The following is a 22,501-nucleotide window of genomic DNA, read 5'->3' on the forward strand; positions in this document are numbered from 1 at the left end:
GAGAATGAAGCATGTCCGAATCGCCCGCCGCGCTCCAGTCGCTCGAGGCCTTGCAGGCCGAGCTGGCGGGCGTGTGGTCGGGCGCGCTGCTCGGGGCATCCGCCGACACCGAGTCCGATGTGCGACTCATGGGCGATGCCGGATTGGTGCGTGTCACCGAGGCGCTCGCGCGCGTGCAGCGGCGCGTCCAGGTGCTGCAGGCGCGCTGCGCGGCCGAACTCGCGGCGCGCTCGCGCACGGGCGACGAGACCGATGTGGCCAAGCAGCACGGGTTCGCGTCGGCCGAGCGTCTCATCGTCGAGGCCACGGGCGGTCGCTACACGGATGCCGCGCGGCTGGTGTCCATCGGCGAGGCCACGGCGCACCGGGCGACGTTCACGGGCGAGGTCCTGCCGGCGCGGCATCCGCACCTCGCCGCCGCCTTCGAGGCGGGGTCGGTGAGCATCGAGGTCGCCGACGTCATCCGGCGCTTCCTCGACCATGTGGCTCCTCGCGCCGACCGTGAGGACCTGCGCGAGGCCGAGACGCTCCTCGTCGAACGCGCGCCGAGCATCGGTGTCGAGGGCACGCAGCGGCTCATCCGGCAGCTCGAGGCCTACCTCGACCCCGACGGAGTGAAGCCGCGCGAAGACGAGTTGCGTTCGGCGCGCTCGCTCAAGATCTGGCAGGATGCCGCGGGCATGATCAACCTCCGCGGCGCGTTCGACCCCGCGACCGGCGCACCGATCAAGCTGGCGATCGAGACGCTCGTCGGTGCCGAGCTGCATGCTGCGCGGGATGCGCGGCATGGATTCGGTGCGGGTGACGGTGACGCCGGCGAGGCCGGAGCGTCTGCGACCGGGGGTTCACCGGCGGCCGGCATGTCGGGATCCGACGCGACGGCAGGCGCCGCCGCATCCGACGCGACTGCAGGCGCTACCGCACCCGATCCGCTGTTCGCCGAAGACCGATCGATCGCCCAGATGAACGCCGACGCGCTCGCCGACATCGCGCGACTCTCCCTCTCGAGCCCCGAGGCGCCTCCGGCGCTGCGCTCGGCCACGGTCATCGCGCGCGTCGACGCCGACGCCCTGGCGTCCGGCCGCGGGCACGCAACGATCGACGGTGTCGACCAGCCGGTGTCCATCCAGACCGCCCGTGAACTGGCCATGTCGGCGGGCATCTCCCCCCTGTTCATGGCTGACGGATGCGAGAAGGTGCAGCTCGGGCGCTCTCTCCGGCTGTTCAACTCGGCGCAGCGGGCCGTGCTCATCGCTCGCGACGGCGGCTGCGCCTGGCCCGGATGCCCCCGACCGCCGTCGCACACGCAGGCGCACCACATCGACTGGTGGACTCGAGATCGCGGACCGACCGACCTCGACAACGGCATCATGTTGTGCGCGCATCACCACCACCGGGTGCACGGCGACGGCTGGAAGATCCTCATCCGCGAGGGGCGCAGCTGGTTCGTCCCTCCGCCCCACCTCGATCCCGACCAGCGCCCGCGACCGGGCAACACGGCTCCCGATCACCTCGCCCGCGAGCATCTCGCCGTGCGCAGGCGAGCCCGCAACGCGGGTAGGCACGCTTCCGCGCCTGCGCTCGTGGGCTCCGCGACCGCGTGATCAGCGCGCCCCTGGCAGTGGGCGCGAGCGGTTCGCACTGACCGCACGCACGCGCCCGCGCCGCCGCGTGAATGTGCCGCGTCGTGCCGACGTGGACGAGACGCCGGACCGCAGAGGCTGCTCGACGATCGCGCCGCCCGGCGCTACCGATGCAGGTGCGCCGACTCGCCGGTGACGCCGGCGATGTCCTTCTCCGTCGTGTGCAGCAGGCGCTCCGAGAGGTTGCGCAGCGCGCGCGACACGGCGAGCTCGTCGCCGATCTCGTGCACGCTCGGATCGAGCGGATTGCGCTGCGCCTGCCCCACGCCGGTCACCTCCTGACCTGCGGGCGTGCGGACGCTGACGTGCGCCAACGTGGTGTCCTCGTCGAATTCGTCGATGTCGACGGTGATGTCCCAGTGCTTCGTCGCAGACATGGAACTCACCACCCTCCCCGGTCTGGTTCCACGCTCAGCGTACCCACGTGTCGCACGCGCGGCGAGGGTCAAGATGCGATGCCGACGCCCCCTACACGACGACCGCGATCGCCAGCCCGTCCCACCCCTTCGCGCCCACGGTCTGCAGCGCCGTGGCATCCACCCGCGGGTCGCTGCCCAACAGCTCGAGCCCGCGCTGGGTGCCGACGACCATCGAGTCCTCGCTGCCCGGGTCGGCGACGTCGCCCGCGCGGCCGATGTTGTCGACGACGATGACGGTGCCCGGATGCCCCAGCCGGATCGCCCAATCGAGGTAGATCGTGTTCGACTCCTTGTCGGCGTCGATGAACACCAGGTCGAACGGCTCGTCGCCGCGCTCGGCGAGGCGCGGCAGCGTGTCGGACGCCCGCCCGACGACGATCTCGACACGTTCCGATACATCCGCCCGCTCGAGGTTGGCGCGCGCCACATCGGCGTGCTTCTGCAGCAGCTCGAGCGTCACGACGCGACCATCGCTCGGGATGCCGCGCGCCAGCCAGATCGTCGAGTAGCCGCCGAGCGTCCCGATCTCGAGCACGCGGCGCGCCCCGGTCATGCGCGCGAGCAGGTTGAGCAGCTTGCCCGCGACCGGGGTCACCTCGATGGCGGGGAGGCCCGCGGCATCCGAGTCCGCGCGGGCTGCGGTCAACGTCGGGTCATCGTCGAGCAGGGTCGCAGCGAGGTAGTCGTCGACGCGGCGCCAGTTCTGCGGAGTGGAGTCAGCCATGCGGCCAGCCTCCTCGCGGCGTGGCCGGTCGTCAACGCGAAGCCGGTCGTCGACGCGGACGACGGTCCGTCAACCGACCTCCCGCAGGGGCGGCACGGAGATGTGTCACCCTCTGCGACCTGGGACGGCGATGACCAGGTGCAGCCCACGGCCGGCTGCACCTGGTCCGATCACCTCGGCCTACGACTGGTCACCGCCGGCGCGCGTCGGCGAGAGCACCACCTTGCCGCGGAGCTCGCCGGCCTCACCCAAACCGTGCACCGTGGCGAGCTCCTCGAGCGGATAGCGCGCGCTCACGTCGACCCGCAGGTCGCCGGCGTCGACGAGTTGCGCCAGACGCGCCAGCTGCGCGGCATCGCTGCGCACGAAGAGGCTTACAGTGCGGACGTCGGCGCCTGCCGGCTCGACGCCGGGCGTCGTCGTCGAGATGAAGACGCCGCCGGGCTTCACCAGCGACACGAGGGCCGCGGTCTCCTCGGGCGACGTGCGCACGAGGTTCAGCACGACGTCGACCGGCTCGGTCACGGCCCGAGCCACGGGCGTCGTCGTGTAGTCGATCACCTGGGAGGCGCCGTGCGCCGCGACCGCATCCCGGCTCCGGGCGCTGGCGGTGGCGACGACCGTCGCGCCGGCTGCGGCTGCGAGCTGCACGCTGAAGCTGCCGACTCCGCCGCCGGCACCGTTCACGAGCACCCGCTGACCGGCGTGGACGCCGGCCTCCTCGACGATCGCCTGCCAGGCGGTGAGCCCGCTCGAGGCGAGTGCAGCGGCATCCGTGAGCGGAATCGTCGTGGGCGCAGGCGCGATCAGCTCGGCCGGTACGGTCGCGTACTCCGCGGACGCGCCGGGCCCGGTCATCGGCAGGAACGCGACGACGCCGCGGCCGATCAGGTCGACGGGGACACCCTCGCCGACCGCGACCACGGTGCCGCTGACATCGATGCCCGGCACGTGCGGCAGGTCGACGGGGAACACCTCCGTCAGGTAGCCGGCGCGGACGGTGGCGTCGACCGGGTTGAACGTCGTGCCGGCGACCCGGACGAGCGCCTCGCCGGGACCCGGTGCCGGCCGGGGAACCTCGACGGTCTCGAGCACCTCCGGGCGGCCGTACCGGGTGTATTGGACAGCGCGCATCGTGGCGGGTCCGATCGTGGTCGGGTTCAGGCCGCGCGTCGTGTCTGAGATGGTCATGGAGTATCTCCTTCGAATTCGAACTACCTTTCGCCGTCGACAACGCGCGCCACTCGCCAGCTATTTCCAATTCGAACCAAATGGGTGGATAGGCTTCGGGCATGTCGGACCCCATCGTTCCGCCGATCCTGCCCCGGGAGTTCGGCGTGTACTTCGCGCTGCTCGAGGTGAGCGCCCTCGTGCAGCACGGCGTGGAGGGCCAACTGCGGCGTGACGGAGGGCTCAGCTTCGTGCAGTTCCAGATCCTCGCGATCCTCGGCGAGGACCCGTCATCGCCACGCAGCATGACCGATCTCGCCGACCGGCTGGTGCACAGCAGGAGCGGCCTGACCTACCAGGTCGATCGACTCGAGCAGGCGGGGCTCGTCGCCCGCGTGCCGTCGGAGCAGGATGAGCGCGGCGTGAACGTGACGCTCACCCCGACGGGTGCCGCGGTGCTCGCGCGCGTCCTCCCCGGCCACGCCGACGAGGTGCGCGAGGTCATCGTCGATGCGCTCGACGGCGCTGACCGCGACGAGCTCACGCGCCTGCTCCGACAGGTCGCCCGGCACCTGCGTTCGCGACCGCCTCGCTCGGCTCGCCGGGCTCCGACCCGAAGCGCCGAGGCGTAACCACGACGCGTCGCTTGACGCACCTCAGTGTCGTGAGTCAGGATTGAGGCGATTCATCGAGAAAGCGCTTTCCCACATTGTCTCGATCCCAATCACCGCGGCGCGCACGGACGCTGCACCCACCGAGCACCACCACGCATCGATCGAAGGAGATCCAGTGGGTCCAGACGTCCGACATGGCCGCGCGCGGCCGATCATCGCCGCGCTCGCCGGCGCCGCACTCGTTGCAGGAGCCGCGCTCACCGCATCACCGGCCGCCGCCGAAGAGCCCGCAGGAGCCGGGGCGACGGCGGCCGCGGCATCCGTCGATGTCAGCTTCGACTTCGGCGGCCCGACCACGCCGGTCGCCGCCGGGTTCATCGGCGTGCACCCCGGCACCACCTACAACGCGACGCAGGGCTACGGATTCACGACCACGCCCGCGTCCAACGGCTTCCGCGACCGCGGCGGCGACGACCTGCTGCGCCGCGACTTCACCATCGCCAACAACCAGGCGTTCGCGGTCGACGTGCCGAACGGCACGTACGAGGTGACCACGTGGGCCGGCGACCTCATCGCGGGCAACGGCACGAACTTCGACATCGAGGGCACCGCCTATGCGGGTCCGCGCACGAGCACGGGCGTGATCCACGAGGCGTACTTCCCCGCTGTCGCGGTCGCCGACGGGCAGCTGAACATCCGCGTCACGGGCGGCGACGGACGCATCAACGGCATCCGCGTGCAGACCCCCTTGCCCGCGCCGGCCGGCCTGCAGGCCACCGACATCGACGCGGTCGACGAGAACATCTCGCTCGACTGGCAGCCGGTGGCGGAGGCCACGGGCTACGCGATCTTCCGCTCGGCACCGGGCGGCGAGCTCGCCGAGATCGGCCGGGTGACGGATGCCGCGACGACCAGCTTCACCGACACGGGCGTCGCCCTCGGCGAGAGCTATGACTACGCCCTGGCGACCGTGAAGGACGCACGCGTCTCGAAGCCGGGCGAGCGCGTCGAGGCATCCGTCGTCGACCCCGACGTGGCGAAGCCCGTGACGCCGACCGGCATTGAGACCGCCGCGATCGACCGCAACAGCGTCACCCTGAGCTGGACCGACGCGGGCGACGCGCTGCAGTGGAAGGTGTTCCGCACGACGCGGGCCGACCTCCCGTTCGAGCAGGTCGGCACCACGACCGAGCCGACGTTCACCGATACCGACGTGCTCACCACGCGGCCGTACCTGTACCAGCTCGTGGCGCTGAACGCGGGCGGGTCGTCCGCGGCATCCGGGACGTATGCGACCGCGGTTGCGACGACGCTCGTGCGGCAGGCGGAGTACCTCGACCGCGCGCCCGTCGCCGTGCAGACCGACGAGGGTGTGTACCTCGGCTGGCGCCTGCTCGGCCTCGACGCCCGCGACCTCGGGTTCAACGTGTACCGCGACGGCGACCTCGTCAACGACGAGCCCATCACCGGTGCGACGAACCTCGTCGACGATGAGGGCACGACCGAGTCGACGTACCTGATCACCGCCCTCCAGGGCGAGGGCGACGCGGCCCGTGAGATCACCGTCGCCGACGACGTGCAGGTCTGGAGCGACCAGTACCTCGACATCCCGCTGGACAAGCCCGCCCCCGCGACCCTGCCCGACGGCCAGACCGTCACCTACTGGCCGGGCGACGGCACGGTCGGCGACGTCGACGGCGACGGCGAGTACGAGCTCGTGTTCCTGTGGAACCCGTCGATCTCGAAGGACAACTCGCAGTCGGGCTACACCGGCAAGGTCTACGCCGAGGCGGTCGAGTTCGACGGCACAAGCCTGTGGCGCATCGACCTCGGCGTGAACATCCGCGCCGGCGCGCATTACACGCAGCTCGAGGTGTTCGACTTCGACGGCGACGGACGCTCGGAGGTCGCGTTCAAGACCGCCGACGGCACGGTCGACGGCGTTGGCACCGTGATCGGCGACGCGACGAAGGACTACCGCAACTCGAGCGGCTACATCCTGAGCGGGCCCGAGTACCTCACGGTCTTCGACGGCACGACGGGCGCGGCGATCGACACGGTCGACTACAAGCCGGGCCGCGGGTCGGTCGGCGCCTGGGGCGACACCTACGGCAACCGCGTCGACCGCTTCCTCGCGGGCGTCGCGTACCTCGACGGCGAGCACCCGTCGCTCATCACGAGCCGCGGGTACTATACGCGGACCGTGATCGTGGCATGGGACCTCGTCGACGGACAGCTCGTCGAGCGCTGGACGTTCGACTCGAACCAGGCCGGATCGACCTACGAGGGCCAGGGCAACCACCAGTTCGTGCCCGCCGACGTCGACCGCGACGGCCTCGACGAGATCGTGTTCGGCTCGATGACCATCGACGACGACGGCACACCGCTCTACAACACGCGCCTCCTGCACGGCGACGCGCTGCACGTTGGCGACTTCGTCACCGACCGCGCGGGCCTCGAGGTCTACGCGGTGCACGAGACGCCGAGCGGCAACGGCGGCAGGATCGCGTCGATGCGCGACGCCGAGACCGGCCAGATCCTCTGGTCGAACTCGGGCAACCGCGACACCGGACGCGGCACCGCGGCCGACATCGACCCGTCGCACCCGGGCGCCGAGGCGTGGAACATCGGCGGCGACTACGCGTGGAACTCGCGCGTCGGCACGCTCAACGCGGCATCCGGCGACGTGCTCTCGACCGACATCCCGGCCGCGAACTTCGTCACCTGGTGGGACGGCGACCTCACCCGCGAGATCACCGACCACGACTACTCCGAGGCGAACGCCTCGGGCGTGCCGACGATCTCCAAGTGGGACCCCGCGACGAAGTCGTCGGAGCTGCTGCTGCGCCTCGACGGCACGCTGACGAACAACACCACCAAGGGCAACCCCGTGATCCAGGCCGACCTGTTCGGCGACTGGCGCGAGGAGCTCGCGGTCCGCACCGCCGACGGCGACGCGATCCGCATCTACACGACGACGGATGCCACGGACGCCCGCATCCCGACGCTGATGCACGACTCGCAGTACCGCGTGGGTGTCGCCGGGCAGAACTCGGCGTACAACCAGCCGCCGAATCCGTCGTACTTCATCGGCGCCGACATGGCGGAGCCGCCCGCGGCCTCCATCGCCTACGTGGGCGCGCCGGGCCTCGACGAGACGGCACCGGTGATCTCGGGCCTGCCCTCGGGCACGGTGGTGTCGGATGCCCCGCTGCAGCTCGGCATCGCGATCGAAGATGCCGAGAGCGGCATCCGTTCGCAGTCGGTGACGATCGGCGGTGTCGCGGTGCAACCCGACGGCCTCGTGGATCTCGCGGAGCTCGGCATCGCGGGCGACGTCTCGGTTGAGGTCACCGCGACGAACCACGCGGGCCTCACGTCGACGGCCTCGTCGCAGCTGCTGGTCGTTCCGTCATCGGATGCCGCGACCGCACCCGGTCGTGGCACGCTCTCGAACACGAGCGGCTGGGAGTACGGCCTGCACGACGGAAACTACGACGTGGTCATGAACCTGTGGTGGGGCACGCCGGGCACGATCTTCCGGCTCTACGAGAACGGCGCGCTCGTGTCGACTCGGGTGCTGGGCGACACGGCCGGCATGTCGCAGACCTCGGGCGTCTCGTTCGAGGGCAAGCCTGACGGCACCTACGTCTACACGGGCGAGCTCGTCAACGCGATCGGTGCGACGGCCACGACCACGACCACGGTCACGGTGACGGATGCCGCGCCGGGCACGCCTTCCGTGAGCACCGACCAGAAGAAGGGCGCGTCGTCGTTCACCGCCACCGCGAACCTCTGGTGGGGCACGAACGCGACCTTCTATCAGATCGAGCTCGACGGCGTCGTGGTCGGGTCGGGATCGCTGACGGCGGCGACCCCGGGCGCGCAGTCGGCGTCGGTGCCGCTCAGCGGCGTGGCATCCGGTGAGCACACGCTCGTCGCGGTGTTCGCGAACGCGAACGGCGAGACCGCGTCGAAGCCGCTGAAGGTGACCGTGAAGTAGCGGTTCGCGGCATCGCGACTGCGGTCGCGGCGAGGGGCCGGGCGCTGGTGCGCTCGGCCCCTCGTGTGTGTGGACCGCGGTCGCGGCCCCTCTGATGTCGGTGGCTCCGCCTACCGTGAGGACCACTACTCGCAGAGCTCGTGCCGGGGTCGGAGTGTGGAACATGAAGGTGCTCGTCGCGACGAGCGTTGCCCAGGGCGCGAGATCGACCGACGTCATGCGGTGCGTCGACGGAGAGTTCGTCTACGCGATCGAGCCGTGTCCGAGTAGTCGACGCCGGCCGTACGGTCGGTGCAACTGCGGAATCACCTTTCGCGGCATGACGAGCGGTGGGGTCACGACGACGGCGATCGTCCGCGCGGTACCGGGCCTCGATCTCGCCACGTTCGTCGATTGCCTCGACGCGACGCACGCGTTCGAACGTTCGTGGGGCTGCAGTTGCGACATCGACCCTGTGGCCGAGGCATGGAACCTCACGGCGATCGCCGGCATGTTCGCCGAAGGCACGATCGTCGAGCGTCTCGTCGATCGGGTGATCGTGCGGCGGGCGGCAGGAGCGTGAGCGGAGGCCGGCCGGCGGTGTTGTCCCGGTATTCACGGTTCCGAAGTTCCGAAGTTCCGGACTCCCGAAGAGATGGCGCGCAGCGGGATTCCCGCTGCGCACCACTCCCACTCAGCCAGGTGGCATTCCGCCTACAGCTCAGGCGGGTCCTGCAGCGCGCGCACCTCGATGGGCGTCTGCACCGCGCGCGATGCCTGGGTCGCCCAGTCGATCGCCGCGGCCTCGTCGGGCGCCTCGATCACCCAGAAGCCGCCGACGTAGGCGGGCGCCTCGACGAACGGCTCGTCGAGCACGCGCGGCTCACCTGACGACGTGTCGACGGTCTTCGCGGTCGACGGCGGGTGGAGGCCGCCCGCGAACAGCCAGGCGCCCGAGTCCTGGAGTGCGGTGTTGAAGGCCTCGACGGCGGCCATCACCGCGGCGAGCTCCTCGGGGTCGAACTCCTGCATGGACTCCATCGTCGGCTCCGTCGCCGCGTCGTGGGGCATGGTCAGGAAGTACTGGGTCATTGCTCATCCTCTCGTCCGGGACGCCGGAGGGTCGCCCTCACTCCGACGTCGAACGGGAGACCGCGCGGATCGACATCCGGTTCGGATGAACCTGCGGATTCGTTCTCAGTAGGTGGAGTACCCAAACGTCGGTAGTGCTCGGCGCGAATATCCGTATTGCACACGGATTCGCCGGCGTGGCTTCGAGAGGAGTGTGGTGTGCAGCGGGATTCCGCCCGCACCGCACTCACTCGAAGGGAGGTGCACGAATGCTCGCAACGATGCTCATGCTCGGGACGCTCGCCGCCGCGGCGATCGCCTCGGCCGTCGTCCAGTTCGGCCGCGACGGCTACCGCCGCACGCCCACCATCTCCCAGTAAGGCACCCCGCCACCGACCGTTCGGAAGATACGGCGATCGCCCGATCCGAACCCACCACCTCAGCGAAGAACCTGAATGCAGACGGCGACCCCCGCCCTCGCAGATCGAATGGAATGATCATGAACCTCGCAGCCGGCTACATCGCCCAGACGCTGCAGACCCACGACGAGCTCGTCGCCGCACGAGTGAACGAGCACCGCCGCAACGCCGCCGACCGCCGCGCCGACCGCGCCGAGCAGGCAGCGCGAGCCGCACGGTCGGGCCTGCTGCGCCGCCTCGCGGCGCTCTGGCACGACGGCCGCACCGCGTCGACCATGCGGCCCGCCCACTGACGCAGCGTCAGTGCGGCGCGGCCGCGCGCGGCGGCGCCGCTCGCGCGGCATCCGTCACCGCCCGCTCGACGCGGAATAGCCCCGTGCGGCCGAGCGCCTCGTGGGTTACCGTGGGCGCATCGACCGAGGAGGCGACATGAGCGACACCACGGGCCGGGGTCGAGGCCCCGTCCCGAATCCGCCTGACGAACGGAGATTCGCCGACAGCGCGCGCGAGCAGGCGCGGCTGAAGGCCGAGCACGACCGGGAGCTCGGCGTCGACCCGTTCTGGGAGGGCGCGAACATCACCGAGAGCGACGGCCCAGACCTCGAGACCGGCGACGACCTCGATCTGGGTGGCGGTCACCGCACGCCGCGCGACTAGCGCCCTCGCAGTTCGAGGTCGGCTGCGGCATCCGTGTCGTGGGGGTCGGCACCCGATGCGAGTTCCGGGGTGTCGACCTCGATGCGATCCGCGAAGTAGAACCTCGAGAGCCGCACCCGCAGCCGCTCGGTGAGCGTGAGTGCGCCACGCGCGTTCGGTCGGAGCTGCAGCGGGCGCGGGGCATCCGTCACCGTGATGCGGGCGCGCTCGGACTCGCCCAGCTGCTGGTGCACCTCGACGTACTCGCCGCCCGGGAGGCGGACGATGCGTCCGGTCTCGAAGCCGTGCAGCAGGATGTCGCGGTCCTTGCGCTGGAGGCCGAGGCAGACGCGACGGGCGACGGAGAACCCGATGACGGGGCCGAGCAGGAGCGCCGCCTGAAGCGTGGCGATCACGGTCTCGAGGCTCACCGAGAACTGCGTCGCGATGAGGTCGGCGCTCGCGGCCAGCCAGAGGACGCCGTAGAACACGATCCCGGCGACGCCGATGCCGGTGCGGGTCGCCGTGTTGCGCGGCCGATCGAGCACGTGGTGGTCGCGGTGGTCGCCCGTGATCCACTCCTCGACGAACGGGTACGCCACGACGGCGAGCAGGTAGATGCCGACGACCGCGAGCGGCACGAGTATCGCGAGCGTCCAGGTGCGGCCGAGCCAGACGAACTCCCAGTCGGGCGGCACGAGTCGGAGCGCGCCGTCGAGGAAGCCCGTGTACCAGTCGGGCTGGCTGCCGGCGCCGGCCGCAGCGGGATCGGCCGGGCCGTAGAGCCAGATCGGGCTCACGGTGACCGTCGCCGAGACGAGCAGCAGGAGCGCCGTGACCAGGAGGAACAGGCCGCCGGCACGGGCGGCCGCGGTCGGCACCAGCGGGACGCCGACGACGTTCCGCTCGGTGCGGCCGCGTCCGGCGAACTGCGGGGGTCCGTGCCGCCACGCGGCGAGGCCGCGCAGCACGACCAGCGCGATGAGGAGCGCCGGGAAGACGGCAACGTGCAGCGGATACAGGTGCTCGATGATCTGGCCCGGGAACGACCCGCCGAACAGGAGCGACGCGAGCCAGGTGCCGATGACCGGGATGCCGAGCGCGATGCCCTCGGTGATGCGCAGGCCGGTGCTCGACAGCAGGTCGTCGGGGAGGGCGTAGCCGCTCCAGCCTGCGGCGAGGGCGCTCACGAAGACCAGGAACAGCAGCACCCACATGCCGCGACGCGGACGGCGGAACGCACCCGTGAAGAACGTCGTCAGGAGCTGCATGATGATCGCGGCGGGCAGCAGGAGCGCCGCCCAGTGGTGCGCCTGCCGGATGAGCAGGCCGCCCGGGACGTCGAACGTGATCGCCATGGTCGACGCGAACGCCTTCGACACCTCGGCGCCGTGCAGCGGCGCGTACCCGCCCGAGTAGGTGACGGTGTCGCTCGACGGCGAGTAGAAGAACATCAGCCACAGGCCGGTGACCGTCACGACCACGATGCACGCGAGGGTGACGATGCCGAAGAGGTTCGTCCAGTGGCTCGGCACGCGTCGTCGGCGGGCCTCCGCCCTGACGTCGGTGAGGCGGCGGCCGAAGATGGTCGCCGCTCCGACGCGTGCGGCGATGCGGTCGGTGATGGAGTGGTTTCGCATTCGTGCTCCTCGAACGTCCTTCACTCCATACGACGCGCGAGGGGGCCGATTTGTGACATCCCGCTTTTTGTGCCGGGACGCTCGGTGGTGGCATGAACGTGGCCGGGACGCACGATGCGCCCCGGCCACGTGCCGTGCGTGACTACTCCTCGACGCCCGGGTCGCCTCCTTCGAGGCCGCCGTCGGTCGAGTCGGTCATCGGCTCGGCGCTCGTCGGCGCACCCGGGGTGTCGGGGCCCGCGGGGCCCGGCTGGTCCTCGCGGTCCTCGTCGCGGTCCGCGGCATCCGCTCGCTCGTCGTCATCGGGGATCGGCCTCGTGTCATCAGGCAGGCGCGAGTCGGTCATGGTCGGCTCCTTCCGTTCGGTCTGGATTCGGTGCGGGTGTCGTTCGTTCGGTGCGTCGCCCGGTCGGGGGGTGCTCGTCAGGCCTCGGAGATCTCGGCGACGGTCTCGCCCGTCTCCTCCGCCGAGAGCGCCAGCGCGACATCCGCCTGGCTGATGATGCCCACGAGGTCGTAGCCGTCGAGCACGGGGAGGCGGCGCACCTGGTACTTCTGCATCACCTCGAGCGCTTCGCTGATGTCGTCGTCGGCGCCGATCGTGGCGGGACGACCCTCGGCCAGGCTGCCGGCCGTGGTCGTGCTCGGGTCGCCGCCGTCGGCGATGCACTTCACCACGATGTCGCGGTCGGTCAGCATGCCCCGCAGACGGTCGTCGTCACCGCAGATGGGCAGCGCGCCCACGTCGAGGTCGCGCATCATGCGGGCGGCATCGACGAGGGTCTGGTCCTCCTTCACGCACGTCGGGTCGGGGGTCATGAGGTCGCGTGCGACGGTCATCGGTCGGTCCTCTCTCCGGGTCCCGTCGGGTCTGGGATCCGGTTCCGGCAGGCTAACCAGCGCGGGCGTCGACGGCACGGGGGTTGACGCGGGCGGCGGCGCGCGGCATCCGCTCAGCGCCGGGGTCGCGGAGGGCGGGCGCCGGCGTCGGGCATCCGCTCACCCCTCGAGGAACGACCGCCCGTAGAGCGCGTCGGCGTTGCGCCACGCGATGAGCTCGGCGACGCGGATCGCCTCGTCGACGGGCCAGCCGTGCTCGGCGACGTACGACCCGAGCACGCGGGTCGTCGCGTCGCGCCACACGGCGGCGCCGAGCAGCACACGCTCGGGCACACCCCACGCGTCGGTCGAGAAGAGCACCTTCGAGAACGGCGCGAGGTCGAGCGACTCGCGCACGAGCGTGTCGGCGTTCGCGCCGACGTGGGCGACGGCGAGGCCCGCGTCGAGGAACACGTGCGGGAAGAGATGCGCGAGCATGCTCGCCTCGCGGAGGTACGGGTGGCAGTGCAGCAGCGCGATCCGCCCGCCCGTCGCCTGCGTCGCCGCGATGAACGGCTGCAGCAGGAACGGGTCTGCCCGATCGAGCCGCAGGTCGGGGTCGCCGAAGCCGACGTGCACCTGCAGCACGCCGGGGCCGCCGGCGTCGCCGCGCTCGAGCGCCCACCACGCGAGGTGCCTGATGATCACCGGGTCGACGAGGCGCACGGATGCCGCGCCGCCGCGCCGGCTCGCCGCGTGCCACGCCTCGGCGGCCTCCGCCAGCTCTGCGGGCGACGGCTTCGCCGGATCGAGCGCGAGTCCGCCCCGGTACGCCGCGACGGTCTTGAACCCGACCGCGCTCGCCGCGGCGGCCTCGAGCGCCACGGGCAGCCGGTCGACGAAGTCGGCGCCCGACGCGGCATCCGACATGACCGACTCGGCCAGCCTCTCGAGGCGCACGATGCGGTGGACGCGGACGTCGCCGGCGGCACCGGCGCGGTCGCCGTCGGCTCCTGCACCCTCGCTCGCGAGCTCGGCGAGCTGCGCGTCGGAGAGGAGCCGATCGGGCGCGTGCCCGTCGTCGATCAGGTACGTGCGGATCCCCGAGGCGCCCAGCAGCCGGCGGGTGGCCTCGTCGAAGCCGAGTCGCTCGCGGGCGGCGAGGTACTCCGCGGCATCCGCGAACGGGGGCAGCCCGAGCGCCGGGGCGCAGAAGCGGCGCAGGGCGAAGCCGAGCTGGCTGTCGAAGATCGCGGCGTGGTCGGTCGCGTGCTCGGCCTGCGTCAGCGCGTCGAGCAGGTCGCGCTCGGCGAGCGGCGGACGCAGCAGGCTGTGCGCGTGGTGGTCGATGAGCGGCATGGCATCGATGGCGCGCGCGAGCTCGGCGTTCGCGGTCATGGGGCGATTCTCTCGCGTCGGCGGCGTTCGCGGCGGCATCCGATCGCCCGATCCCACCCTCGAACTGGGGCGAGGGCACGCCCAGAACGCGCGCCTCCACGCATGGCCCCGGATGCCGCGCGGGAGTAGCGTGCGGTCATGGGATGCGTGCTCGTCCCGGCGCTGCACCAGGTGGCAGGTCACCCGGGCACGGCGGGCACAGGAGAGGGTTCGTACGCGTTGGAGGCACCGGCGCTCGCGCCGGCGCTGCTGCCGATCTTCGCGCTCATCGCGTCGGTCGTCGCCGCGGTCGCGGTGGGGTCGCTCATCGTGACGTGGTTGCGCGTGCCCGAGCCGACGGGCCTCATCGAGGTCACCGATCCGAAGACGGCCGGGCTGATGTCGGTGGGGTTCGCGTCGGGCGGGGCGTCGCGGCGATGGCTGGCCGCGACGGTCGTGCAGCTCGCGTGCGACCGGGTCATCACGATCGACGACCGGCGGGCGGGCGCGGATGCCGCGGGCTCGGGCGGATCCGGCGGCTCGGGCGGATCGGGCGCATCGGGCGGTTCGGCCGCGCGCCCGAAGGACGTGCGACTCGTCTTCGGCGCCGCGAACGCCGAGGCGGAGCGGGCGGCGGCCGGCGTGCTCGCCGGCGGCGGGACGTACGAACGCGAGGGCGGAGTCGTCGCCGCCGTGTTCGAGCCCGGCATGACGGGCGGCCCCCGGGAGCCGGTTCCCGGCACGAGCGTCGACGTGGATCGCGTCGTGACGAGGAACGGGACGCTCGCCGCGCTCACCGGCGACCGGTTCAGGGAGGCGATCGGGTGGTACCGCGAACCGCGTCCGACCGTGCGCTTCCGAGTGGCGACGGTCTGCGGTCTGCTGGGCCTGGTGTTCGGGTTCCTCTCGGTCGGGCTGGATGCCACGTCCGTGTCGATCGCGTGGAGCGCGATCGTGATCGGGGCGATCTCGCTGGGGCTGCGCCTACTGCTGCCGCGATGGATCCCGCTGAACGCCACGGGACTGCTGCTGCGCGAGCGGGCGAACCAGTTGCGCGAGATCATCGCGACGGCCGACGTGCCGACGCTGGCCTCCGGTGAGCAGGTGCTGCCGTGGGCGGTGCTGTTCGACGAGCAGGGGACGATCCGGCGGGTGGCGGAGGTGGCCGAGGGCTCGGGCGGTGCGCCGGCCTGGTACCGGTCGACGGAGCCGTTCACGGCCGATCGGCTGGTGTCGTGCCTCGCGCTGGTGACGGCGGAGCTGTCGCAGCCGATCCGCGTCGGGGCGAAGGCGCCGTGGACGCATGACGACGGCCGCTTCGGCGTGCCGCTGGTCGGCGACTACCGCGGGTGGAGCAGCGCGTACTACTACGGCAACAGCGGCTTCGGCGGAACGGTCGGGCCGGGCGGAGGCGGCGTCGATGGAGGGACGGCCGGCGGGTTCGACGGCGGTGGCTTCGGCGGGTTCGACGGCGGTGGTGTCGGTGGCGACGGAGGCGGCGGGTTCTGAGGCGCCTCGGTCGGGGTGAGGATGGAGGCGTGCCCCGACGTCACGCCACCCTGCCGACCGCGATCGGCGACCTCCTGGTCGTCGCCGACGGCGACGCGCTCGCGGGCATCTACTTCCCGGGGCACTGGCATCCGCCGGTCGCCGGCTCGCTCGGCGTCGAGGTCGACGCCGACACCGACGCGCTCGTGCAGCGGTTGGGTTCGGAGCTCGGCGAGTACCTCGACGGACGCCGCACCGAGTTCGACCTGCCGATGGCGCCGGTCGGCGACGAGTTCCAGCTGACGGTGTGGCGGATGCTGGGCGGCATCCGCTACGGCGAGACGACCACCTACGGCGAGCTCGCCGAGCGCCTCGGTGACCGCAACCTCGCGCGGCGCGTCGGCGGTGCGGTCGGCCGCAACCCGCTGAGCATCCTCGTGCCGTGCCACCGCGTGGTCGGCGCCGACGGCTCGCTCACGGGCTATGCGGGCGGGCTCGACCGCAAGCGGTTGCTGCTCGAGCTCGAGGGCGCCGAGGTGGTGGGCGCAGCGGCGGCTGTTCTGAGGCGGGAGGTCGCCGTCAGCGCTCGTCGTCGCTGGTGACCCAGGGCGCGCCCCAGCTGGATGCCGCGCGGCGGGCGGCGTTGCGGCCGTCCTCGTCGGCGCGCGAGGGACCGGGGAGCGTGTCCTCGCCTTCGACGCGCTGCATCTCCTCGTAGCCCTCTTCGACCTCGTCGTGGTCGCGTCGACCCATGGCGACCTCCTTCGCTCGCGCCGGTGCGAGGAATCCTCGCTGCAGCCCAGTCTCCTCCGACTCGAGGGATGCCGCGACCACCGGCCGCGCGAGTTCGGATGCTGTTCATCCGGGCCGCCGCCGCCGCGGCATCCGAGTCAGCCGAGCACCCCGTCGGGATCGAGCACGACGACCCGAGGCGACCCGTCGGGACGCGCTCCGACGGCCGACGGCAGCGCGTGGAAGAGCTGGCGCACCGCACTGCCGACACGGGTCACGCCCGAGAAGTCGAGCACGAGGCATCCGTCGTCGGACACGAGTGGAGCGAGCCGGGTGAGCACCTCCTCGGCGGCCGCGAAGTAGATCTCACCGCGGAGCATCGCGACCGTCTCGCCGTCGGAGGTGGTGAGCGAGCCGATCGCCGAGAGCGCGTCGCCGCGGTGGGCGAGCATGTGCAGGCCGTACTGCGCCGACAGGCGCTCGAGCATCGCGACGCCGCGCACGCTGTTGCCGCGCGCGTCGAGTCGCGGGCTGAACGTGCCGATGCCGAACTGGCCCGGCTGCACCGCCACGATGCCGCCGCCGACGCCGCTCTTCGCGGGCAGGCCGACGTGCACCATCCAGTGGCCCGACTCGTCGTACATGCCGCAGCTCGTCATGACCGCGGTCGTCCAGCGGGCGGCATCCTCGCTGATCACGCGCTCGCCCGACACCGGGTTCACGCCGCCGGTCGCCAGTGTCGCGGCCATGATCGCGAGGTCGCGGGCGGTGACCGAGAGCGAGCACTGGCGGAAGTACGCGGTCGTCGCGACCTCGACGTCGGCGGCGAGCGTGCCCGCCGACTTCGTGAGGTAGGCGAGGGCGCGGTTGCGGTCGCCGGTGCGCGCCTCCGACGAGAACACGTCCTCGTCGACGAGCAGGTCGCGGCCCGCGAAGCGCTCGAGCCCCGAGCGGATGACGCCGAACTTGTCCTCGACGGTGTCGCCCGCGATGAGCGACGTCGTCACGATCGCGCCCGCGTTGATCATCGGGTTGAGCGGGCGACCGGATGCCGCCTCGAGGCTGATCGCGTTGAACGGTTCGCCGCTCGGCTCGAGGCCGACGTGCTTCGTGACCTCGTCGACCCCGAGCGCGTCGAGCGCGAGCGCGAACACGAACGGCTTCGACACCGACTGGATCGTGAACGCCACGTCGCTGTCGCCGGCGTCGTGCACGTCGCCGCGCGTGCTCACGAGCGCGATGCCGAGGCGCTCGGGCTCGACGTCGGCGAGCTCGGGGATGTACGACGCGACCTCGCCGCTCGTGTCGGGACGTGCGGCGTCGAGCACGGCGTCGAGCGTCGCGCGGACCGGGTGATGCAGGTCGACCGGCATGCGGTCAGCCTATGGGGCACGGATGCCGCGCGTCACGGGTCGGGCTCCTGAAGCGAGGGCGGCGAATCAACGCCGGTCGATTCGCGGCATCCGTCTTCGTCGTACCAGCAGGACGAACGCCACACGACGGAGGAACCGCCATGCTCACGAGCTTCGAACACGATCGCCGCATCCACGAGGCCGAGGTCGCCTGGATCGTGTCGAAGCGCGCCGCGGCCATGCGCTCGCGCGACGCCGACTGGCTCGCCGCCCGCTACCTCCCGGGCGCGCCGGTGGTCGGCCCGACGCCGCCGGTGACGCGCGTCGCCGACCCGAGCCGCGACGCCATGCGGCTGTGGGAGTGGTTCGAGCTGCTGCAGGGGCGCATTCGCTGGTCGACGCGGGTCGAGAAGATGCGGATGACCGGCGACCAGGCGATCTGCCACTGCATCGAGCAGGTGAGCCTGCGCGCCTGGACGCAGGCCCGGGTGCGGATGACGCTGACGACGACCGTCGCGCTGCGACGGATCGACGACGTGTGGTGCATCGAGTGGGAGCACGCCGTCGAGGCGTGAGCATGCATAGCCCGCTCACGGCTGCCGTTCGGCCTGCGTAGAGCGCTCTCACAGGCCGGCAGAGTACGTTTCTGAGTGGGACATTCGACCCACTTCCCCCGGTGGGAGTCCCCCGGCCGGCGCCATGGGCGGAGCCGCTCGACCCCCCGAGCCGAGCTCCTCGTGCCCCGGCGCCGGTCCGCGTGCGTCCGCGTGCCGGATCCGAACCCTATCCGGATCCGGCGCGCCGCACCGCGCCGTCATCGTGCGTTCGGCGGTCACCAGACGGATGCCGCGAACGCCCGCATGCGCTCGGCGAGCTCGCCCGGCACCTCGGCCGCCGTGAAGTGCCCGCCCGCCTCGAGGCGCCCGAACTCGCGCAGGCCGCGGTAGTGCTGCCGCGCGAGCGATTCGGGGTACTCGGCCTCGTGTCGCTGGATGTACACCGCGGCCGGAACGTCGGTCGGCGGGATCGGATCGGGCTGGTCGGCACCCTCGTGGTACGGACGGAACGACGTGCCGATCGACTGGGTGACCCAGTAGATCATCGCCTCGGTGAGGATGCGGTCGCGCGAGATGCGGCGCTCGACGGCGGACGGGTCGCCCGGCGGGGTGTCGCTCCATTCGACGAGCTTCTCGGCGAGCCAGGCCAGCAGCCCGGCGGGGGAGTCGTTCAGCGCGGCGGCGAGCGTGTCGGGTCGCGTGGCCTGCACGTGCCCGTAGGCGCCGTCGGTCTCGTGCTTCGCGGCGAGGGCGGCGAAGAACGCCTGCTCGTCGGGATCGGTGAGCGCCGCCCGCTCCTCGTAGGTCGGGAAGTGCGAGTGGGTCGCGACGATGCCGGCCACCTCGGGGTAGCTCGCGGCGATGAGGTCGCTCACGTTCGCCGTGACGTCCTCGCCGTAGGTCAGGTAGCGCTCGTACCCGAGCACGTCGGTCATGAGGGCGTGCATCGTCGCGGCGAGGCGCTTCTCGGTCATCGGTCCGTCGGCGTACGGCGACGAGAACGCGAATCCGGGCAGGCTCGCGACGACGACGTGGACGTCGGGCAGCGCGTCGACGAAGTCGAGCTGCAGGGCGAACGTGTGCGGCCAGCCGTGCATGACGAGCAGCACCGGGGCATCCGCTCGCTCGGCCCTTCGGTGCACGAAGTGCACGACCGCGTCGTCGATGGGCACGGTGAACTGCGGATGCCGGTTGAGCCACGCCTCGCGCTCGCGCCAGTCCCAGTCGAGCCAGGTGCCGACGAGCTCGCGAAGGTAGGCGGCGTTCATGCCCGACACGGGCTTGCGCGGCGAATCGTCGAGGAAACGGGTGCGCGCGAGGCGCTCGCGGAGGTCGTCGACGACCTCGTCGGGCACGTGGAGCTCGAAGGGCTGCGGCTCGCTCATGGGGCGACGCTACGCCTGCCCGCCGACATGCGAACGGGCCCGCCTCCGAGGAGACGGGCCCGCCCGATCAGCAGCGCAGCGAGGCTACTCCGCCGGGTTGGTCACCATGACGTCCATGGTGCCCTCGGGGTTCTGCTCGGTGACGGTCACCGTCACGCCGTGGCCGGCCACGTAGACGCCGCCGAGCGGGTTGCTCGCGTGGAAGTACGCGTCGGTCTTGGTGTCGGAGAACGTCGCCTGCCGGTCCTCGGAACCGGTCGTGCCCACGGCCTCGACCGACTCCACGGTCTGGCTCTTGCCCTTGCCGACCAGGACCTCCTTGTGCAGCGACACCGCATCGAACTTCTCCAGGCCGAAGGTCGCGTCGAACGGCTGGCGACGGTTGCTCGGTCCGGTCCCATCGGGGTACGTGAACTTCGCGGGACGAGCGTCGACCGGCAGCGCGAGGCCGTGGCCCTGGTGGTCGATCGTGTTGTTGTCGGTGTAGGTCTCGTCGATCGCCCACACGAGCATGCCGTCCTGGAACGAGAAGTGCTCGACGTGGTCGGGCGCCGTGTACGCCTTGTCGAACTGGTAGGGGCCGTCGCGCAGCGTCTCGTCGTAGCCCACGTACGCGCGGTTCTCGACGAGGTAGTAGCGGTCGCCCGACGAGGTCTCCGAGCCCGTGCTGAGCGTGAAGCCGCCCGCGGCCGTCCAGCCGTTGTCGCCCTGCTCGGCGTCATCGGTGGCGAGCACGGTGCCGCCGTTCTTCACGACGATGTCGTCGATGAAGGCACCGGCGAGGTGCACGCCGCCGTCGCTCTGGTAGCGGAACCGGAAGTCGACCTTGCCGTTGCCCGGAACGGTGAACCGGAGGTTCGACCACTTGCCGTTCGTCGAGCCCGAGATCGGCGAGCCGATCTGCACCCAGTTGCCCGACGCATCCTTGTACTCGGCGTACAGGTAGTCGTAGCCGGCCTCGATGTCGTACCAGGCCTTCGCCGTGACGGTCGCCGACTTCACGGCGGTCAGGTCGAGGGTGCGCGTGAGCGTCGTGTTCAGGTCGTCGGCGCTGCTCGTCCACCAGGCGTGTCCGCCGTTCGGGGTCACGTACTGCTCGGTCACCGGCTCGTCGGGCACGTCGATGACGAGCGCCTGGTCCTGGTCGGCGACCTGCAGCGCGGCCGGGCTGAGCGTGAACGCGGCATCCGTCGTCCCCGGGTTCACGACCGAGTAGTCGAGCCAGCCGAGCTGGAGCTTCTCCCACGGGCCCATGTAGCCGGGCGTCGTGCCGATGTCCTCCGTGCCGTGGTTGAGCCACGAGCCCGACGACATGAGCGTCCAGAACGAGGTCGAGTTCTCGCCGCCGTTCGTGTCGTAGAAGTCGGGCAGGCCGAGGTCGTGCGCGTACTCGTGCGCGAACACGCCGAGGCCGCCGTTCTCCGCCTCGACCGTGTAGTCGCCGATCCAGAAGCCCGTGTCGCCGATCTGCGCGCCGCCGTACTGCGCGCCGGCCGGGCCGGTCACGCCGTAGTCGGTCGAGTTCACGTACCAGCGGTGCGACCAGATGGCGTCCTCGCCCTGCGCTCCGCCGCCGGCGTCCTCGCCCTCGCCGGCGTGCACCGCCTGGAAGTGGTCGAGGTAGCCGTCGGGCTCGTCGAAGTCGCCGTCGCCATCGTGGTCGTAGCGGTCCCACTGGTCGAACGTCGACAGCTCGGCCTTGATCTGGTCGTCGGTCTTGTTCGCGGCCTTCTGCGCGGCGTACCACGCGTTGCCGGCGTCCTCGATGAACTGCCACGAGCCGCCGTAGTCCTCGACGGAGTTGTCACCGTAGGTCGACGCGTTGCCGGGCACCTTCACCCAGTCGCTCACCTCGCCGGCGATGGTGTAGGCACCAGAGGACTGCTGCTCGTAGAAGTCCTTGAACGACTCGCCCTCGCCGAAGAACAGCTCCTCGTACGACGCCTTGTCGAAGTCCTGCACCCAGTGCGTGCTGTTGTTGACGGCGCGGTCGGGCTTCGGGATCTCGTTGTGCAGCGGGCCGGGCGTCGTGCCGAGCTTGCCGCTGCCCTGGTCGCCGAACTCGGCCAGGATCGTGAAGACCTGGTCCTCGCCGGTGACGGCAGCCTGGTAGTACTTGTCCTCGGCCAGCTGCACCACGCCGTCTTCGCCGGGTGCGGCCTGGCCCGACAGGATGAGCTTCTGCGCCGCCTTGCGCCGCTCGTTCTGTCGTTCGGTCAGCGGACCGGGGCGGTTGTCGAGGCGCTGGGCCGCCGACGGGGCCGGGTCCTTGGCGGGGGCAGCGAACGCGGCCGGTGCGAATGCCGCACCGGCCACTACCGTCGCCCCCGCCGCAGCGACGGCCAAGAGGCCGCGCGTGCGTCGATTCACGGGTTTCTCCTTCGGATTGAATGCCCGGGATCGCCGGGCACAGTGCGGGAAATCTAGCACCGCGAATCCGCCTTGGGAAGATGTTGACTTCGGTCACCTTTTT

The 22,501-nt window shown here is 71.3% G+C and carries 21 protein-coding genes; 9 read left to right on the forward strand and 12 right to left on the reverse strand.

All coding sequences use genetic code 11. The annotated features are described in order from the left end of the window. The first annotated feature begins 11 nt into the window (after positions 1-11). Positions 12-1,604 (forward strand): HNH endonuclease signature motif containing protein, encoded by a 1,593-nt coding sequence (locus FYC51_RS10595; RefSeq protein WP_148733500.1) that lies wholly within the window; start codon positions 12-14, stop codon positions 1,602-1,604. A 143-nt stretch (positions 1,605-1,747) separates the two neighbouring features. Here the strand turns inward: FYC51_RS10595 and FYC51_RS10600 are convergent, their stop codons facing one another. The 3 genes from FYC51_RS10600 to FYC51_RS10610 form a co-directional block, all read right to left on the reverse strand. Beyond that, a complete protein-coding gene (locus tag FYC51_RS10600; RefSeq protein ID WP_148733501.1) occupies positions 1,748-2,020 on the reverse strand; it encodes a DUF1876 domain-containing protein in 273 nt (90 codons plus the stop codon). 91 nt (positions 2,021-2,111) lie between these two features. Then, positions 2,112-2,786 (reverse strand): O-methyltransferase, encoded by a 675-nt coding sequence (locus tag FYC51_RS10605; protein ID WP_148733502.1) that lies wholly within the window; start codon positions 2,784-2,786, stop codon positions 2,112-2,114. A 180-nt stretch (positions 2,787-2,966) separates the two neighbouring features. Further along, positions 2,967-3,977 (reverse strand): NADP-dependent oxidoreductase, encoded by a 1,011-nt coding sequence (locus FYC51_RS10610; protein WP_238476299.1) that lies wholly within the window; start codon positions 3,975-3,977, stop codon positions 2,967-2,969. A gap of 101 nt (positions 3,978-4,078) precedes the next feature. Here FYC51_RS10610 and FYC51_RS10615 point away from each other — a divergent pair, with 101 nt between their 5' ends. The 3 genes from FYC51_RS10615 to FYC51_RS10625 all read left to right on the forward strand — a co-directional run bounded on the left by FYC51_RS10615 (position 4,079) and on the right by FYC51_RS10625 (position 9,135). Then, positions 4,079-4,588, forward strand: a complete 510-nt coding sequence (locus FYC51_RS10615; protein ID WP_148733503.1) for a MarR family winged helix-turn-helix transcriptional regulator — start codon at positions 4,079-4,081, stop codon at positions 4,586-4,588. 157 nt (positions 4,589-4,745) lie between these two features. Continuing rightward, positions 4,746-8,573, forward strand: coding sequence for a rhamnogalacturonan lyase family protein (locus FYC51_RS19725; RefSeq protein ID WP_148733504.1), 3,828 nt, complete (start codon positions 4,746-4,748; stop codon positions 8,571-8,573). Positions 8,574-8,736: 163 nt separating this feature from the next. Further along, positions 8,737-9,135, forward strand: coding sequence for a DUF7715 family protein (locus tag FYC51_RS10625; protein ID WP_148733505.1), 399 nt, complete (start codon positions 8,737-8,739; stop codon positions 9,133-9,135). A gap of 131 nt (positions 9,136-9,266) precedes the next feature. Here the strand turns inward: FYC51_RS10625 and FYC51_RS10630 are convergent, their stop codons facing one another. After that, on the reverse strand, positions 9,267-9,644 hold the full coding sequence (locus FYC51_RS10630) for a YciI family protein (protein WP_148733506.1): 378 nt from the start codon (positions 9,642-9,644) through the stop codon (positions 9,267-9,269). 478 nt (positions 9,645-10,122) lie between these two features. On the opposite strand from FYC51_RS10630, the gene FYC51_RS10635 reads away from it, so the two are divergent. Further along, positions 10,123-10,335 (forward strand): hypothetical protein, encoded by a 213-nt coding sequence (locus FYC51_RS10635; RefSeq protein ID WP_148733507.1) that lies wholly within the window; start codon positions 10,123-10,125, stop codon positions 10,333-10,335. Between the two features lie 136 nt (positions 10,336-10,471). After that, complete coding sequence (locus tag FYC51_RS10640) at positions 10,472-10,699, forward strand: hypothetical protein (RefSeq protein ID WP_148733508.1); 228 nt, start codon at positions 10,472-10,474, stop codon at positions 10,697-10,699. Here the strand turns inward: FYC51_RS10640 and qcrB are convergent. From qcrB to FYC51_RS10660, 4 genes are all read right to left on the reverse strand, one after another. Continuing rightward, complete coding sequence (gene qcrB / locus FYC51_RS10645; RefSeq protein ID WP_148733509.1) at positions 10,696-12,318, reverse strand: cytochrome bc1 complex cytochrome b subunit; 1,623 nt, start codon at positions 12,316-12,318, stop codon at positions 10,696-10,698. The two genes, FYC51_RS10640 and qcrB, sit on opposite strands and share 4 nt — an antisense overlap. A gap of 142 nt (positions 12,319-12,460) precedes the next feature. Further along, positions 12,461-12,664, reverse strand: a complete 204-nt coding sequence (locus tag FYC51_RS10650; RefSeq protein WP_148733510.1) for a hypothetical protein — start codon at positions 12,662-12,664, stop codon at positions 12,461-12,463. A gap of 77 nt (positions 12,665-12,741) precedes the next feature. Further along, positions 12,742-13,158: a CBS domain-containing protein gene (locus FYC51_RS10655; protein WP_148733511.1), complete on the reverse strand. Its 417-nt coding sequence runs from the start codon at positions 13,156-13,158 to the stop codon at positions 12,742-12,744. Positions 13,159-13,317: 159 nt separating this feature from the next. Further along, positions 13,318-14,535, reverse strand: a complete 1,218-nt coding sequence (locus tag FYC51_RS10660) for an amidohydrolase (protein WP_148733512.1) — start codon at positions 14,533-14,535, stop codon at positions 13,318-13,320. 138 nt (positions 14,536-14,673) lie between these two features. Between FYC51_RS10660 and FYC51_RS10665 the strand changes: the two genes are divergently transcribed. Beyond that, positions 14,674-16,023 carry a DUF2207 domain-containing protein gene (locus FYC51_RS10665; protein WP_148733513.1) on the forward strand — a complete coding sequence of 450 codons (1,350 nt, stop codon included), beginning with the start codon at positions 14,674-14,676 and terminating at the stop codon, positions 16,021-16,023. A 29-nt stretch (positions 16,024-16,052) separates the two neighbouring features. Beyond that, a complete protein-coding gene (locus FYC51_RS10670; protein WP_148733514.1) occupies positions 16,053-16,604 on the forward strand; it encodes a methylated-DNA--[protein]-cysteine S-methyltransferase in 552 nt (183 codons plus the stop codon). Here the strand turns inward: FYC51_RS10670 and FYC51_RS19250 are convergent. Together FYC51_RS19250 and glsA are read right to left on the reverse strand one after the other, a co-directional pair. Then, positions 16,582-16,755 carry a hypothetical protein gene (locus FYC51_RS19250; RefSeq protein ID WP_187432584.1) on the reverse strand — a complete coding sequence of 58 codons (174 nt, stop codon included), beginning with the start codon at positions 16,753-16,755 and terminating at the stop codon, positions 16,582-16,584. The genes FYC51_RS10670 and FYC51_RS19250 overlap by 23 nt on opposite strands. Before the next feature lie 137 nt (positions 16,756-16,892). Continuing rightward, complete coding sequence (gene glsA / locus FYC51_RS10675; RefSeq protein WP_148733515.1) at positions 16,893-18,107, reverse strand: glutaminase A; 1,215 nt, start codon at positions 18,105-18,107, stop codon at positions 16,893-16,895. Positions 18,108-18,247: 140 nt separating this feature from the next. On the opposite strand from glsA, the gene FYC51_RS10680 reads away from it, so the two are divergent. Beyond that, the gene (locus FYC51_RS10680) at positions 18,248-18,661 is read left to right on the forward strand and encodes a YybH family protein (RefSeq protein ID WP_148733516.1); all 414 of its coding nucleotides are present in this window, start codon (positions 18,248-18,250) and stop codon (positions 18,659-18,661) included. Between the two features lie 257 nt (positions 18,662-18,918). Here FYC51_RS10680 and FYC51_RS10685 read toward each other — a convergent pair whose 3' ends face one another. Continuing rightward, positions 18,919-20,028, reverse strand: a complete 1,110-nt coding sequence (locus FYC51_RS10685) for an epoxide hydrolase family protein (protein WP_148733517.1) — start codon at positions 20,026-20,028, stop codon at positions 18,919-18,921. Between the two features lie 84 nt (positions 20,029-20,112). Then, positions 20,113-22,398: an immune inhibitor A domain-containing protein gene (locus FYC51_RS10690; protein WP_238476300.1), complete on the reverse strand. Its 2,286-nt coding sequence runs from the start codon at positions 22,396-22,398 to the stop codon at positions 20,113-20,115. Between the last annotated feature and the right edge of the window lie 103 nt (positions 22,399-22,501).

Origin of the sequence: Agromyces mariniharenae (genome assembly GCF_008122505.1) — a bacterium.
GTDB lineage: Bacteria > Actinomycetota > Actinomycetes > Actinomycetales > Microbacteriaceae > Agromyces > Agromyces mariniharenae.